This window comes from Photorhabdus asymbiotica, from assembly GCF_003634575.1.
Taxonomy (GTDB): Bacteria; Pseudomonadota; Gammaproteobacteria; order Enterobacterales; family Enterobacteriaceae; genus Photorhabdus; species Photorhabdus asymbiotica.
Genome location: NZ_RBLJ01000001.1, coordinates 904877 through 921392, shown reverse-complemented (window position 1 = coordinate 921392; position 16516 = coordinate 904877). Strand labels below are relative to the sequence as shown.

The window sequence follows — 16516 nt, the reverse complement described above, 5'->3', positions numbered from 1 at the left end:
ATTGTCAGTTATAATTTAGTGGAAAATAAAGTAAAAATCCTAATTCAAGACTGGGATTCTGTATTAATTTTAAGACTGTTATAAAAATCTATAATGCTATTTAGATCAGTATTCCATTCAGATATTTTCATCCCATCTTCATTGTGCGTAATACGCGACTCTATGAAGTTATTTATCTTCTCAGGAGTAAAATCTGGACACTCATCTAAAAAGAGAATGCTATTTTGCAAGAAAACTTCCTCACCTGCGAAATATATGACCCAAATAAATATAAAATTTGTGTAATCAGGCTCATACATTGATACAGCTAGCGCCACAGGCTTTTTACTGTGTATACCCTCTTCAAGAGAAGTTCGCCAACTCCGCTTGTAATCCTCAAAGCTCCAATAAGATAAAGGTATGTGAACTGCTTCTGTAAATGTATCAATAATAATTGTTGCAGGCAGAACTAGCTCATTGTTTTCTCTGATGGGTGCATCACCGGGAAATATACCAAACATCAATCAGTCCTTAACTCTGTTCAGATCACTATCGTAAGTCCCCATTCGCTTGCCTCTACGGTCAAACATTTTCCAGCCATTAGTAACATTATGGCTATCAACATCGGGAGTAATATAGGTTTTACCATCAAAAAACACAGGTTGCCCATGTGAATTAAATGGTGCTTTAGGAGGCGCTATTCTCCGATCAAAGCCTAATTTCCCTGCTGCCTCTTGAGCTTCTTTTCCTTTCAGAGCCAGATAAGCCAAGTCGTCTTTATTCGGCTTTTCCGGGATCGGCGTAATTGTGGTATTTCCGCCAGTATCCGGCTTACCTTCCGTATTGCCGGTATGATTTGGTGCAATGCCAGACCGATTTTCCTCATTGCCTGTATGGTTCGGTATACTACCCGGCTCTAACTGTTGGTTTCCACCGGTATGATTAGGGGATTTCCTGATATCACCGGATTGATCACCACCGGTATGTGTTGGTAGATCAGTTGGATTAGCAACTCGAGTGTATTTATCCTGAAGTGTATTTAGGTAACGCTGTGTAATTTCATCATTTCCCATCATCTGAAGCATGATCAGATGGTCTAAGTCTTCTGAAGAAATCTTATCAGCAATTTCCTTTGCCACTATTCCGGTTATACCCGCCTTAACGCCTATCTCCAGGACTTTCTCTGCTACTTTGGCTCGGCATGGGGCAGCTATTGCACACCCTTCCGTTACCAGTTTACCCAAGAAATTATTGTCAGTAACAACGCATTCCAGTGCGAAGTTGACCGCCGGATACCGATTTTTCTCAGGCACTCAGTCAATTATCATCAGCTTTTCCTTGTACGCTTCAATACCCGGTCAACAACGCCCCGACGCGACTTTTTAGACCAACAGTTCACTTTACCCAGATACAGTTAAAAAGCAGTTCTGTTCAATAAGTGTTCGCTTAACTTTACTGCCGCCATTATGATATTGACAGAGTAAGCTAAAAAAACAGTCCCGATTTTTACAAATCGGGATGGATAAATATTTAGATGAGATTTTTTTCTACTTGCTCTACAAGAGCACGGAATTCTCTAAAATCGAAGTTCCATATTCCCCCATTCGGACAAGAAAAAATCTCTATTCTCATACCATGCTCAGGTTCATTTGAGATTTCTGCTACTTGATCTGTGCCCCAAAAGATCTCGTAAACAACATTTTCTCGATCTGGCAAACTTGCTATTTGTGCTGTTAATTTATTTGTCATTTCGGTGGTTCCAAAAAACCTATAAGCCTACCTTGAGCATCGTAACGTAATCCACGCCCATTAGAAGATATAACATCAGTAACTTGGCCGTATCGTCCTGTATTGCTTTGAATCACCTTTTTGTTCGGGTCATTCAATATACTATCTACAATTTTTTGACCTTGCTCATTTATTGCAGATGGATTTCCTCTAGCCTCTGGAAAAACACTACCTGGCCGACTGCCATGTTTTTGTAGAGAGCGACCAGCAAGTGTCAAATCTCCTTTTTTTGAGGCAGGATCTGTATATTTCGCTCCATTTGACAATTCATCAATTGACCATTTGCCAATATGATTGTTATTTCGGGCATTTTGCTCATCTTCTGGCTCATGCCCTCCCGGAATTCCTGTTCCTGAACCACCAAGTTCGGCTTTCTCTGAATCTGTCAGATCCTTTGATATATTAGGTTGATTTTCACCATCTACATAATCTGACGAACACACCCGGCCAAATGAACATTGAGTCGCCTTATCTACAGCCTCTCCTATCTCCTTCAACTTCTTGTCCAAAGCTGAGGCTATCGTCTGATTGGCTTCGTTCACGGCTTCACCCGTGTTTGAACCCGCTATCGGTGGCGGTGGCATGGGTACAGCTAGGGCATTATTGTCCACAACAAAAATATCAATTCTGGCTTAAGTGACGGAATTGGTTTCATTTATGTGAATTATAATAATAGTAATATCTAAACCAACATCCTATTCCACTAACAGAACCACCATAAAAACCACCTTTGATGCATAACAAAACATCAACTTTAGATAATCCAAAAGGTAGGCCATAAAAAATCATATAAAACGTACAGATAACTATTTTTGCTATTATTGCTCCTAGGATTACAACCACAATACAGGCAACTACTAAATAAATTAGCATAATTAGCCACTTTCTCTTTGATATATTCATTTATGTTCTCCTTCGATCTTATTAACTCCTTTGTTTATCTGATCGTTAGAGAATTCTGTTGAAATTGAGCTAACTACATTACCAGCAACTCCCGGCAATGAACTTAAAGGTAATGACTTCGAGATCCCCATTCCCATATCAACCCATTCATAATTTTTCCAGTTCGGATTAATGAATTTTTCCAGGGGATTTTGAGCCAGTTTACCTACCCCATAACCAATCCCAGACGCGGCTCCGCTTATCACGCCTCCTTTTAACGGATCATCACCTTTCACATAGCTCGAAGCCGCCCCCATACCCGCATTCCAGGCTACTGTGCCCCACAGACCAGTATTAGCCGTGAATACCCCCGTCCAATACGCAAAAATAGCATCATTGGGGTCGACATTGCCATTAGCAAGATATTGGATACCGGTATTGGCTACGGCACCAATCAAGCCCGTTGTTGCAGCGGCTCCCGATAACCACGGCAAGGCCAAGATACTCCCTTCTGCGGCAACCAGGGTTTGGCAAGAGAGCGGGGTATTACCACTACAGGCTTTCTGGATTTCGGTTTGCTTGTCCTGTTGCCATTTTTCAACTGTGCCTTTTTTATTCGCTTCTGCCGCTGCCAGTACATTCGCTAAAGAGTTATTGTCGACAACAACCCATTCCAGTGCGAAGTTGACCGCCAAGCACCTATTTTTTCTATGGTACTCAGTCAGTTACAACCTGTTTTTCCCTGTACGGTTTGACTCCCGGCCAATAACACCCCGACGCGACTTTTCAGCTCGATAAGCCACTTTGCCTTGATGTGATGAACCTCACCTTTAGAGTTAGATGGTTATCCAACATTTGGGGTACGGTCCACATGGGGGGATTTTACTTTAGGCAGTAATAATAATTTATTGTAGAAGTGACAATGTTTTTCACTGTTTCCTTTTCTAAAATAATATCAGTAACATGTGGTTTTAGTATTTCCTCCCAATGATATCCAACATCATCATTACCATTTAAAACACTCAGTTTTGCACCTAAGATTCTTATCATACTGCCATTAGATACAGCAAAAACATAACAACAGTCATTTTCTAAATTATATGTAGATGCTTGATATTTGTAAGAAGTAACAAAATCGTCTGATACTTCTTTCTCTGGTTCAGCCCGTTCAGGCAACATTGTTTTTAACATAGAGAAGTAAGCTTCTTTTTTTTCCATATTGAAAATATTATTATTTTCAACAGGTAATATCAAAGCATTACTATCAGATAAACAAAGGATATCTCCTCCTAATGTTGCTACTTTCGCACTATTTGGATACAGTTTTCCATCTATACAAAAATGAAATAAGCCATTTCTATATCCATTTTCTGTACTCCAATCAGATAAATACTCTATAAGTATGGCAAAATGATTTGGATCACCAAAAATCATAATTATCTCCATTTTCCAGGTAAACCAAGTTTCTTTTTAACGTCTGATGGAACGTCGCTCTTGCTTAATGCCGCACTTTTATCACCTGTGCTACCGGACCAATGCCACGTACCATCATTAGTATTGGTAAATTGATGTACATTACCATTACTATCCAATGCGTATCTTTTTTTACCACTTGCAACTGAATTGCCAAACAATTCGATCGAATTTTTAGGTTCAGTCCCGGCATTATGGTGATAACCTATTTGTCCTGGAGTATGTTTAGGGTTTGATTTATACACTAATCCATTATTAGTTGTCACAGGATCAGGAGCCGGTATAGCACTTCCCTTACCCCCTTTTGCGCCAGCTTTACTGATCCCTCCTGCAACCCCCGCAGATGCTGCAATCCCTGTCTGCCCCATAATCTTCACGATTTCCTGGGTGGTTTCTTCTGAGCCGCCGGTGACTTGGGCACGATGGAGCACCAAATTCCGGGAGGCGTCAATATTCGACATCGCACCCCGTAAATCAGCCCATTCCCGCACTTCTGCTGGCGTGAGGGAATCCAGTCCCTGCATTCTGGCTTTTTCCTGAATTTCACTCATCCGGGCACTGTAATCACCCTGTAATGCCCGCAATTCTTTGGCAACCGCAACGCACTGGTCAGCCCCTGAACAAGTTGCTATCCGCTCCTGAACCCGGTCATATTCCTGCCGATATTTATCCCTGACCGTCGTACGGCAACTACTATCTCCCTGACAGTTGACCAGTTCCTCGCTCCTTGAGCGATTCTGGTCAACGCTTAAGTGATTATTATCGACTGCGTTCTTCCCAGCCTGCGCCCCAGTGAGCACACTAGCCGTAGAATCACCGGCAATGCCGCCGGCCAGTCCCGCTGCCAGGGTGGAGAGGGTACTGATAGTCTGTTTCTGCTCCTCCGTTAACTCGCTGACTTTAGCCGCGTCGCCGTAAAGCTGCTTTATCAGCACCTGAGCCGCCAGCTCGCCCGACGCGGCCCCGGCAGCTCCTGCCACAGCGTTGTTACCGCTGACTTCCGCTGCTACCGCCCCTAAAATCGCATGGGCCAGCGTGTTGGTGGCGATATCCACCTGATGGGTTTGCGGGTCGGTGGTTAGCTCTTTTATCACGCCCGCCAGATAAGGCGAAGCACCACCGGCCAGTGCTTGCCCCAAATTGTTTCCGGCCAGCCCCTGAATGGCTGCCGTGGCCGCCTGTAACGCTTGCTGGTATTTGCCGCCGGTCCCCAGGCCGGAGTCATTCAACGCCTGCGTGTAAGCGGTGTCATAAACTTGCTTATTGATATCCGCTGGCGAGGGGGCTTTATTACCTGCGTTGATCAACTTTTCTCTGGCATCGGCTTTATCCTGTTCACTGATATGATTGAGTTTCGCTTTCGCCGCCTGGGTGGCGATAATTTTCCCTTCCGTGCCGGCTATCTCGGTCATCTGGGCGCTGAGTTCGCCCATCAGTTGCGCCTGTTTCAGCCGTTGTTGCGCTTTCTCCTTATCAAATATCGGCCTCAGGACATTGGCCGCATTATCGGTATCACGGCTTAAGTTCGCGATATCCTGCGTCTGGTGGTCCTTATCCCGAATAATCAGGGTGCCGTCACTGACCGCTGCGTGCGTGGTACTGCGGTCATGGCCCTGATTATTTGAGCCGGTCAGCGCATTGACCGCCAGATTATTCAGCACCTGACCGGTGGTTGGCTGACCAAGGCTGACGCCGGCACTTTGCTGCTCAACGCTAAAGTCCGCTTTATTTTGAATATCTTTAAAGCCCAGTGTTCCGGTATTGAGGGTGTTTTTCGCGTTGTCGGCCTGACTCGCTATCACGGCCCCGTCCAGTTGGGTGTGGTCCCCCACATTAACCTGATAACCGCCTTTACCAGCAAACAGCCCGGTCTGCTCCTGCACTGAATCGTAATTGCTGTGCAGTTTATTGCGGCTGGCATTGAGAGTCAGGGTGCCGTTGCCGTTGGTGAGCGGGCCTACGGTGGCATTGACCCCGGCCCGGGCGTTGTGTTGCTGGCTGTCATAGCGCTGGCTGTCCTGCTCGCTGCTGAGTGTCAGATGGCGTTTTACCTCAGCGGTCATCTGTTCGCCGCTGACTTGTGCCCCTTTCAGCGTCGTATCCCGGCCACTGTTCAGCTCAACGGTCTGTCCCGCCTGTAACGTGGTGTTATTGTGGCTGACACCGTGACCGGTTTCATGGCCGTTGCCCCGACTGACATTGGCCGACACCGTAAAGCCAGTGCCGCCCGGGCCGGCGGTGACGCCCATGCCCATTGCGCTGCCGTGACTGCGGCTCTTGCCGGTGGTCTGTTCGGTGTTCTGGCTGGCGGAGAGCTGAATATCCCGACTGGCATTGAGTTGTAGGTCTTTGCCCGCCTGTAACTGGCTGCCCTGAATGCGGATATCGCCGTTCGGACCGGATGCCCCTTTATCGTCACCGTGCGCCGTTATCGTGAGGTTATCCCCGGCGGTCAGGTGGCTGCCCTGTTGGGTAGTCTGCTGGTGCTGCTGTTCTGAACGGGAAGACTGACGACCGTAGGACAGGCTCACCCCGGCCAGGGTGTTATTGCCTTTATCACTGCCCTGGGCTTCGGCCAGCCGGGCAGCCTGTGTCGCCTGTACCCCACTGAGGGCGGCCTGAGTGTGTTGCAGGGCTTTGAGGCGCGGGTCTTCGGTTTGCTGCGCGGCCCGGGCCGTCTGCACCGCACTGTTGAGGGCGCCGCCTGCCGTGCCACTCAGCGCCACCGTCAGGCCACTTTGTTTCTGTTCGGTTTTGGTCAGGGTAGTGTGATGGTTTGCCGCACTGGTGATATTCACGTTCTGGCCGGTCAGGGTGATGTCCTTGCCGGCCACCAGGTCACTGCCGTGAAGGTTGAGCTGGGTACCGGCATTGAGGGTGACATGGCCCTGGCTGCTGCCCACGGTGCTGCCTTTATTCCGCTGGCTGTCGCTGTCCGTGGTGACTTTCTGGCTGGCCTGGCCTAATGTGAAACCAATACCGCCCGTGCCCATCAAGCCCGATTTTTTCTCCTGCCGCAAATGGGTTTCACCGTGAGATTCTGCGGCGGTGGTGACGGTCAGCTGATGACCGGCGTTCAGGCGGACATCCTGCGTGCCCGCCACATTGCTGCCGCGGATATGCAGGTCTTTACCGGCCTGTAAAGTCACTTTATCGCCGCTGAAGGTGGTACTGAGCGCCTGCCGGTCATGCACTTCGTCGTGGGTTTCCACTGACGACTTGGACAGCCAGCCTTTGCTGGTTTGCTTACTGTGCTCCACTAAGTCGGATGAGGCGGTACCGGTTGTCAATGTCAGGTTATTTCCGGCCTGCGCCGTCAATTGTTGACCGGCATTGACGTGGGCGGCGGTAGCGGTCAAATCCTGCCCGGCTTGCAGAGTCACCTCACCGGCGCCGGTTATCTGGCTGCCGATATCCTGCTGTTGGCTCAGATGGCGATAGTTATCTTTCCCCCAGTCGCCCTGTTCTGTACGGTGCGTGCTTAGGGTATCCAGCGTCAGGTTATGGCCGGCGGTTATCTCGGTGCGACCGTCTTTACCGGCGTTCTTCACCTCACTGGCGGTTAATTGCACATTGTTGATGGCACTCAGCGACAGGGTGCCCTGGTCGTTCTGCACATAAATCCCCGCCGGACGGTCCAACCCGCGGTTAGTCTCATCCCCGCGCACAGTTGATGCACTGGTGATATCGCGACCTTTCAACGTTACCCGGTCATCTCCCTGAATCTGGCCGCCCCGGTTGGTGATGTCCTGCCGGGCCGTCACATCCACTTTACCGCCGCGAATAAAGCCGCTGTTGGTCAGGTTGTTGGCCGTCAATTGGGTAACGTCACGCCCGCTAATCGTGCCGCTGTTGGTGATATCGCCCTGACTGTTAAGGGCCACGGTATTACCGGCCAGTAAAGCGCCGTCTCCGCTCAGGTCGCCGGGTCTCACCCGGGCGTAAACCTGGGGCACCGTCACCACCTGCGTGCTGCCGTCCGGCAGAGTCACCGTCTGGTTGGTCAGCCAGATAATGTCGGCGGTCAGCAGCGCCATCTGGGCCGGACTCAGGGCAATGCCGGGGGTGAGTTGTTGTTCCTTACCGAAAGCCACTCCGGCATCCATCAGCGCCTTAAACTGCGCTTCATCGTTATGGTAACCGGGCAGGTAGCGCTGGCCGGTCAGCTGGGTAATCTGCTCCCGCACCAGTCGCTGTTCATAGAACCCATCGCCCAGGCGTTTGTGCACCAGCGCCGGGTCGTGCGTTAACTGTTGCCGCATATAATCCGAGCCCAGCCACTGTTTATACTGGGTAAATTTCGGGTCGGTCTCGACCAGATAGTGGCTGTCACTGGCCGGTTGCACCGTATACAGGCTGTTATCCGGCAGGCGGGTATTGGGGGTCACGACACGTATCACCGGGTCGATGGGTTGCCCTTTCACCGTTTCTGGGGGCAAACTCAGTTCAAACGGTTGACCAGGTGGCAAGACCCGCGGCTGGTCGTTTATCCCGCTCACCGGTTTCACCGCCGTGGGAGCCGCGTGAATTTGGCCGGTCTGTCGGTCCGTAATCGTGATATCGGTGTTCTGTGGACGGGCATGGTCCTGCCAGGCCAGCGTTTTCAGGTCAATCGTTTCTACCACCGGCGCAGGGTTATAACCACTGCGACTTTTTCCCTGCGAAGTTTTGGTGCCGCCGATGCCGAGTTTGTTCCGTTTTTTCTTGGCGTACCAGTGGGTCTGGCTGCCGGTCTCGGTGGTGATACGTTCGCCCTGCGTGGCGAGATTGTGCAGTTCGCCAATCGTGCCCGTCAGCGCGCCACCGGCAATAATTTGGCTGTCGTGGTTAGTCACGTTTGCACTGTTAAGGGTGAGATGGCCGCCGGCCAGAATTTTACCCGGGTCGCTGTGTTTGACCTGCGTTTCCGTCACGGTACGGGTGTACTGATACTCATAGAAGTTATCGCTGCGGCTGCCGTCCGGCATCCGGGCGGTATGCACGCCGTATTTGTCCCGCCGGGCGGTGTCTACCTGCGACCAGTCATAGCGGGCAGTCTGGCCGCTGAGCGCCGCATCGTGATGCCGGGCGTGTTCGGTTTCGGCGACCTGAGTCACCAGCCCGGCGTTGGTGTTGTGGAGCTGGTTGGCGTCAATCGTCAGATTACCGCCGGCTTCGAGGGTGGCGGCGTGGTTAGTGAGTTCACGCGCCTGACCGGTGGCGGATAAGGTGTTATCCAGCTGGCCGCCGATATGCGTCTCGCCCACACTGTAAATTTGCGCATGATGCTGGTTGTTCAGGGTGTCAGTGCCGATAGCCAGCCGGTCACGGGCGGCAATCACCGCCGCGTTGCCGGCGTGCGCGGTGTTATTCAGGGTCCCCGTCTGGAGGGCGAGATGGTCCCCGTAAATCCGTCCGGTGCCGGTGTTGGTCAACGTGTGAGCCGTAAGATGGGTCAGGTTGCCGTCAATCAGTCCGGTATTGGTCAGCGTATCGTGGACCTTGATTTGCGTTTGTTCGGCGCTGATTTCACCGGTGGCGCTGTTAGTAAGATTTTGCGCCCCAAGATGCAGCGCCTGACCGGCTTTTATCGGGCGGTCATTGAGGAGATTGCCGGTGGTTTTCAGGGTCAGATTGCCATTGGCCGCCGTGTTGCCGGTATGGTGAAAATCCTCGGTTAAGGTCACCGCCATATCGCCCTGCGATAACAGTTGGCCGTCACCGCTGAGCGTATTAGCCTGAATATCGACCTGTTTCCCGGCAATCAAGGTGCCTTGTTGGTTGTTAATCCTCAGAGGCGGTTGCTGAGCCTCGCGGTTGATAGTGAGCTGTTTGCCTGCGGAGACCAGCCCCTGAGTATTATTCAAGGTCTGGCTGATATTCGCTTGCAGGTGGTCGGCTGCCCGTAAAGTGCCCTGACTGTTGTCCGCCTGTTGGGTGCTAACCGTTAGGTTTTGGGCTTCCAGTCCTTTATCCGTCTGCGCCGTGTCGCGATTAATCAGGTGAGCGGTGCTCAAGGTCAATTGCGCACCGCCACGAATCAGGCCGCCGGTGTTATCGGTTTGGGTTTTAACATTCAATACGGTGTCGCCCACCGCCTGCACCTGCCCATGACGATTGTCGAGCTGCTGGGTTTTCAGGTTGAACGTACCTGCCGACAACAATTTGCCGTCCCGGTTATCTGTCTGCGCCTGTCGGGTGCCAATAACCAACTGTCCGCCTTGCAGATGACCGTGGCGATTGTCCAGCGGGCCGCTGGTGACGGTGGTGATGCCATCGCCGAGAATACGGCCCTGCTGGTTATCCAGTCCCTGTCCATCGGTATCGAGATTCAGCGCATCGGCGGATTGTAAGGTGCCCTGACGGTTGGTCAGTTGCTGGCTGTGAATGTCCAGTCCGCCATTGCCGGCTATCTGTCCCCGGGTATTGTTAAGCGCGGTGCTGGTCAGGGTAGTGTGGCCGTCTGCGGCGATGATCCCGCCGGTGTTGTCGATATCGCCGGTATGCAGCGTTAAGTGTCCGCCGCTCAATAACTGGCCGCCTTTTTGGTCCGTCGTGGCGGTGTTGGCGAGCCAGTGACCGTGAGTTTTCACCGTCATGTCGCCCCCGGACTGTAATAGTCCGGCGGTGTTTTCCAGCTCACCACTGTGTAAGGTCAGGGTATCTTGCGCGATCACTTGTCCGGCGGTATTGGTGAAGCGGTGCCCGGTCGTCTGGCTGGTGATGTGTTGCGCCAGTAATGTCCCCTCGGTGTTATCCAAAGCCTGACTGGTCGTAGTGAGTCGGGTTTTGGCTTCGATATGGCCGTGGGTGTTCTGAATCTGTTGCCCGATAGTCAGCGTGGCACTGCCCCCAGAGGCCGCCAGGGTTCCCCGGCGATTATCCAGTTGGGTCGCGGTGAGTTGGATATCGTTACCGGCTTCCAGTCGGCCATTCTGGTTATCCAGCGTGTCGTTAACCGTCAATGTCAACGAGCCGTTTTCAGCCGCCACGATGTTGCCATGGCGATTATCGACTGTGGTTGCCTCAACATTCAGGTTTCCGTTACCGGCAATCTTGCCGCCCTGATTATTCAGCGTGTTGACCGTCAGGGCCAGGGTATCGGTGCCCGATTGTTGCATGACACTGGCCTGATGGTTCAGGGTGTCTGCGGTTACCGTGATTTTATTCGCCGTGGTGACGGCGTGGTTCAGTTGTAAATCGTGAGCCTGTATCGTCAGCGTGCCGTTGGTCAGCAGTTTGCCCTGATGGCCCAGCCAGTGTTGGGCTGTCAGGGACAGCTGACCGTTGCCGGCCAGTTGCACTTGCCCCTGAGTGTTGTCTGCGGTTTGCGCGGTCAGGTGGAAGTTATCCCCCTGATTGACGAGGTTGCCCTGACGGTTATCGAGCTGGTCGGTGGTGATCGTCAGCTGTGATCCGGCATTAAACAGGGTGCCACCCCGGTTATTCAGGGTCCGGGTGTGGAGGGTCAGTTCACCGGGACCGGTCTGGGTCATTTTTCCTTGCTGGTTCGCGATATCGGGCGTGGTTAAATGGATTTCCCGCGCTGTTAATTGCCCCCCGGTATTATTAAACTGGCCCGGGGTATGGGCAGTAAAACGGTCTGCGTTAACGCTGGCGTGTGCCGTGCTGATGCCCGGTTGACTGGCCGTCAGCTGAATGTCGCCCGCTACAGTTTGACTGCCGCTGAGGTCAATCTGTTGACCGTGAATATTCAGCGTATGGGTCGCCAGATTTTTCCCGCCAGCCTGAACCTGCTGGGCGGTCAGGGTCAGTGAGCCGGGGCGGGTGGTGTTCCCGTTATCATCCAGTCCGGCGGCCCAGACACTGTGGCGGTCACTCTGTATCGTCTGGGCGGTGGCGGTGATATCCCCCCGCGCCTCAATCCGGCCCCGGTTGTGCAGTGGGCCCCCAGCCTGCAAAGTGACCGTCGATTGCGACAGCAGTTTGCCCTGATTATCTATCCCGGCGGTACTGGTTAATTGCAGCGCGTCCCGGCTGCTGATTGTGCCCCGGTTCTCAATCCGGCCATCGGCGGTGACGAAGACTTCCCCCGCGGGCACGCCGATATCGCCGGCATTCCGCACCCCGACACCGGCTTCGGTGCCTATCAGCAGAATCTTATGAGCATACATCCCGCCGAGTGCCGTACTGTCCAGCGCGAACAGTGGGTGGGCCTCATCTTCAGCGGCGGATTTTTTCGTGATGGTCTGGTGTGCGGCATCCACGCGATTGCGCCCGGTGGTCACTTTCAGGTTCTGGGCGTGTAATTTGGCGTTGAGGGCAACGGCGCGGGCAATGATGTCCGTGTAATTTTGCTGCCGGCTGTCCATCCCTTGCCCCTCAATACGCACTTCGCCCTGATTCACGTCAAAACCGGTCAGATGCCCCCGCTCCATCAGGGCTTCACCGGTGGTCAGGGTGGTGCGATGGGCATTGATAAAACCACAGCCATTACAGGTAATCCCGGACGGATTGGCAATCACCACCTCAGCCTTGCGCCCGGCGACTTCAATCCAGCCATTGAGGTGGCTGGGGTCACGGCTGTTGACTTCATTGAGGATCACTTTGGCTTCCCCTTTAGCCAGCCAGGGGTTGCCGGCGACCATGCCGCCCAGTTGGGTCTCGGTCGCCTTTGCGCTGTTGTTGAGGATAACCCCGCGTTTATCGACATCAAACTGGCGGTAAGTGTTGTGGGACACGCCGGCAGCGCTGGGGGTCTGGATATTCACCTGCGGCGTGCCGTTGGCACTGGGGATAATGGTCGGCTGTTGCTGGCCCGGTGCCTGTCCATCGGCCACAATCGCCGCCTGGGCGGTGAGTGAAATCCCGCCCAGGGCCAGCAATAAACCGAACTGGAACGCGGTAAGGCGACACAACCGTTGAGCCGATGGCCGACCGCGACGGCGCGCGGTGCTGCCTTGCCCGGCCCGGGCAATCTCCGCCACCACCATCAGCCTATTTCGGGATCGGTTAAAGATAAGACGATATAACTGTTTGTTCATGGGGGGTCTCCACGCACAGGCTACACACGGGCAGCCGGGTTATTTTGAATGAGTCATTAGTACTGCCAGTACAGATTGAATCCGGCGGTGACAGGGGAAGTTTGGAAACCGGCGGGCTTGGACAGCGGGACACCGACAAACAGGTCATAGTTCACCCTTTTCAGACTGCCCCGCCAGCCTAGTGCACTGCCCGCCAGGTGTTTACCGAGCAGGGCTTCACTGCCTCGTCCGCCCACTTCGCCATAATCGAGCGCCAGATACAGGGATTGCCCGTGCAGCGGAGTGTGCCAATCCAGTTCATTGCGGCTGTACCAGCCCCGGTCAGCCGATAAGGTCAGCTCGCCGTCAAAGCCGCGCACTGTCCAGCGCCCGCCAATGGAGAATTGGTCCTGGGGAGTCAGCGGGGTGGTACTTATCTGACGTAAGTACTGGGTTTGATAAGAAAAAGGCTGGGAAAATAACTTCAGGGGGCCGGACAGTGTGGCGGAAAACTGGGTGATTTTTGATAAAGCGGTTCCGGCATTTTGGGACTCTTCCGGGGCCGGTTGAGCGCCAAACCAGCGCATCCCCCGCTGGTAAGTCACGCGGGTATCCAGCGTGGCACTGCCGATGTCATGACGATGGGACAGACCCAGCTTCCAGCCCGCGGTTTCCCGATGTTGAACCTCAATTTCGGTGTCATCAATAAAATTGCGGGCGGTGCGACGATAGATTTCGCTGTGAAGTGTGGTTTTCTGGTCGTCGTTACGGTACAAAACCCGGCTGAGCTGGACTGACAGGTTGTTGCTGTTGCCCCGGTATTGAACCGGCTGATTCAGCCCGGCTATGGTCTGGTGATAATCGTAATGGCTGGCGGTTATGCCGGCCATCCAATAGCCAACAGGCACCGAGTAATGCAGGGTGTCGTTTTGGCTGCCCTGACCGGCAGCGGTGTGAATATCGCGTCCGGCAGAGAGATAGAATAAATCACTTAACGCCAGCGGGTTATCCAGAAAGAAGGTGAATCCGCCCTGATAGCGTCCGGTGCTTTTCGTGCCTGAATCATCCAGATAAGCGGCGACTCGCCAGTGTCGGGCCTGACGCCAGTCCAGCACAATATCACTCTCGCCCGGCTGTGCATCCGGTTCAATGTGCATATTGGCCTGAACGGTCGGCACCTGTTGCAGGTTTTCCAGTCCCTGTTCGATATCCCGTAAATCCAATAGCTGGCCTTCTCTGGCGGGGAACGGGGTGATTCGCTGGATATAATTTCCGCTGTCAGGGGTGTAACGGATGTGCCGGATTTTGCCCGGTATCGCAACCAGCGTTAAAGTCCCGGTACTCAGATCCTGAGCGGGGGCCAGTATTCGGCTGGTGACATAGCCGGAATCAATAAGCCGGTTTTTGAAGTGACCCCCAATAGTTGGACAACCACTTACTGGGGGTTTTTTTATGTCTAAATATAGTCGTGAACTAAAAATCATTATTGCTAAACGATGTCTAGCAGGTAACACATCGGATAAGCTATCAGCGGAATATTCAATCTCTTCTCGACAAATTCGATACTGGGCTCAAGTTGTTGCCATTCATGGCGATAACGCCTTTTTGCCAACGTCTCACTCTCTTTGTGCTGTAACAAAATTCCAAGCTTTAAAATTAATGTGGACACATGATTGGTCTCTCACTCACACTAGTGCAGTTCTCAATTTAACGACTCCAGGTACCTTATCAGTCTGGCTTGATAAGTATAATGAAACCGGTATCAAAGGACTCGAAAGTCATCAGCGAGGAAGACCCCCAATGAAATCCCGACCTAAAACCCCGCCGAAGTCTGATGACAAAATGACAGTTGAGGAACTTAAAGAAGAATTAGCTTATTTGCGTGCAGAAAATGCTGTCCTAAAAAAGTTAGAAGAGCTGGAACAGAAGAAACGCCCACTAGCAAAGAAAAAGCGTTAATTGTTTTAGCTCTTAAAAAGAAATATCCATTAAAGCACTTACTTTGTGCCATTAATCTTGCAAGAAGCGTGTTTTACTATCAATGCCAAGCGCTTAAAAAAACGCGTGCTTATGAACAAGAAATAGAGATGATTAAAACTATCTATCATGAGCATAAAGGTCGTTATGGCTATCGCCGCATTCATTTAGCATTGAGAAAAAATGGCTTTAAAATCAATCATAAAACAGTCCAACGATTAATGGGGCAATTAAACCTAAAATCCACGGTAAGGCCGAAGAAATATCGTTCTTATCGTGGGGAAGTTGGAAAAACAGCACCGAATTGGTTGGCAAGAGATTTTCGCGCGACAAAACCTAATGAGAAATGGGTAACGGATGTGACGGAATTTAAAGTGAATGAACAAAAAGTCTATCTATCACCTATTATTGACTTATTTAATCAAGAAGTTATCGCTTACAACGTGGCGAAAAAGGCGAGTCTGCCTTTAGTGACAGAGATGCTAAAAGGGGCATTAGATGGGCTAGATGCTCACTCTAAGCCACTCATTCACAGTGATCAAGGTTGGCAATATCGGCATAGGGCTTATCAAAAGCAACTTGCTGATAAAGATATTAAACAAAGTATGTCGAGGAAAGGGAACTGTTTGGATAATGCGATGGCAGAAAACTTTTTTGCCTTACTCAAAACAGAAATGTATCACCAGCAGCACTTTAAAAGTGCGGATGAACTGATTGAAAAAATAGAAGAATACATTGAATATTACAATACAAAACGGATCAAGGTGAAATTAAAAGGCCTAACTCCGATAGAATATCGAAACCAGGCCTTACACGCCGTTTAACTAAAATGTCCAACTTTCTGGGGTCAGTTCATTTGCAGCCGGTTCATCAGCTGGTTAATGCCCTGAGTGCCGAGGCAATGGTGTTCGCCCTGTAGAGCCAGTCGCGTCAGGGGCAGCCAGTGCGGGAAGTTCTCTGTGCCTGTCAGAATAACCCGGGTCAGGGGAAAGCAACGGGCTTCCGTCGGAAAGGCGGTGGGCACGGTTTTTTCCGGTACAGACAGGCGAACCGCTTCAGGCGGTGGGGCTAATTGGGCCTCCAGCGCTTGCTGACGGGCCTGTTGATGAATGAGTTGTTGCTCTGAGAGGTCGGCGGCCTGACTGCCTGAAGCCAGGCGACAAAAAACCGTTAATACCAAAATACTGCTTTTCATTGTACGTCTATTCCACAATTACGAAGCGGTATTAACCATAAATTTAACTTAGCGATCAATGTTTGAGGTTTATTGTCACGCAGGCAACTAAAAGCGGGGGAGTGGTTAAGATATCAGCAAAAACAAGGGGTTATATTTTAGTCAAAAAATAGACTCATGTTATTATTGCGTTACAAATCGTATAAAAAATACATTAATATTAGTTATTTAATAATCAATAGTAATAATTTCAAATTAATTTCATTGTTTTGTTTTATTT

12 protein-coding genes are annotated in these 16516 nt (G+C 51.3%); 2 read left to right on the top strand and 10 right to left on the bottom strand.

Annotation, left to right across the window (positions count from 1 at the left end):
• Nucleotides 1–44: 44 nt before the first annotated feature.
• The 9 genes from BDD30_RS04005 to BDD30_RS03965 form a co-directional block, all read right to left on the bottom strand.
• Nucleotides 45–500, bottom strand: a complete 456-nt coding sequence (locus BDD30_RS04005) for a hypothetical protein (protein ID WP_015833624.1) — start codon at nt 498–500, stop codon at nt 45–47.
• Nucleotides 501–503: 3 nt separating this feature from the next.
• Nucleotides 504–1292: a toxin C-terminal domain-containing protein gene (locus tag BDD30_RS04000; protein WP_041381718.1), complete on the bottom strand. Its 789-nt coding sequence runs from the start codon at nt 1290–1292 to the stop codon at nt 504–506.
• 217 nt (nt 1293–1509) lie between these two features.
• Nucleotides 1510–1728 (bottom strand): hypothetical protein, encoded by a 219-nt coding sequence (locus tag BDD30_RS03995; RefSeq protein WP_015833626.1) that lies wholly within the window; start codon nt 1726–1728, stop codon nt 1510–1512.
• Complete coding sequence (locus BDD30_RS24005) at nt 1725–2378, bottom strand: hypothetical protein (protein ID WP_147408119.1); 654 nt, start codon at nt 2376–2378, stop codon at nt 1725–1727. Before BDD30_RS24005 ends, BDD30_RS03995 begins: the two co-directional genes overlap by 4 nt.
• A gap of 40 nt (nt 2379–2418) precedes the next feature.
• The gene (locus tag BDD30_RS03985; RefSeq protein ID WP_041381720.1) at nt 2419–2670 is read right to left on the bottom strand and encodes a hypothetical protein; all 252 of its coding nucleotides are present in this window, start codon (nt 2668–2670) and stop codon (nt 2419–2421) included.
• Complete coding sequence (locus BDD30_RS03980; protein ID WP_015833628.1) at nt 2667–3344, bottom strand: hypothetical protein; 678 nt, start codon at nt 3342–3344, stop codon at nt 2667–2669. Before BDD30_RS03980 ends, BDD30_RS03985 begins: the two co-directional genes overlap by 4 nt.
• Nucleotides 3345–3531: 187 nt before the next feature.
• Nucleotides 3532–4083: an immunity 42 family protein gene (locus BDD30_RS03975; protein ID WP_015833629.1), complete on the bottom strand. Its 552-nt coding sequence runs from the start codon at nt 4081–4083 to the stop codon at nt 3532–3534.
• 2 nt (nt 4084–4085) lie between these two features.
• Nucleotides 4086–13106, bottom strand: coding sequence for a hemagglutinin repeat-containing protein (locus BDD30_RS03970; RefSeq protein ID WP_015833630.1), 9021 nt, complete (start codon nt 13104–13106; stop codon nt 4086–4088).
• Between the two features lie 56 nt (nt 13107–13162).
• On the bottom strand, nt 13163–14569 hold the full coding sequence (locus BDD30_RS03965; RefSeq protein ID WP_407946583.1) for a ShlB/FhaC/HecB family hemolysin secretion/activation protein: 1407 nt from the start codon (nt 14567–14569) through the stop codon (nt 13163–13165).
• On the opposite strand from BDD30_RS03965, the gene BDD30_RS03960 reads away from it, so the two are divergent.
• Together BDD30_RS03960 and BDD30_RS03955 are read left to right on the top strand one after the other, a co-directional pair.
• On the top strand, nt 14538–15044 hold the full coding sequence (locus tag BDD30_RS03960) for a helix-turn-helix domain-containing protein (protein ID WP_012776365.1): 507 nt from the start codon (nt 14538–14540) through the stop codon (nt 15042–15044). The two genes, BDD30_RS03965 and BDD30_RS03960, sit on opposite strands and share 32 nt — an antisense overlap.
• On the top strand, nt 14954–15886 hold the full coding sequence (locus BDD30_RS03955) for an IS3 family transposase (protein WP_121302549.1): 933 nt from the start codon (nt 14954–14956) through the stop codon (nt 15884–15886). Before BDD30_RS03960 ends, BDD30_RS03955 begins: the two co-directional genes overlap by 91 nt.
• A gap of 23 nt (nt 15887–15909) precedes the next feature.
• Here the strand turns inward: BDD30_RS03955 and BDD30_RS03950 are convergent, their stop codons facing one another.
• Complete coding sequence (locus BDD30_RS03950) at nt 15910–16275, bottom strand: POTRA domain-containing protein (RefSeq protein WP_231849195.1); 366 nt, start codon at nt 16273–16275, stop codon at nt 15910–15912.
• Nucleotides 16276–16516 lie beyond the last annotated feature (241 nt).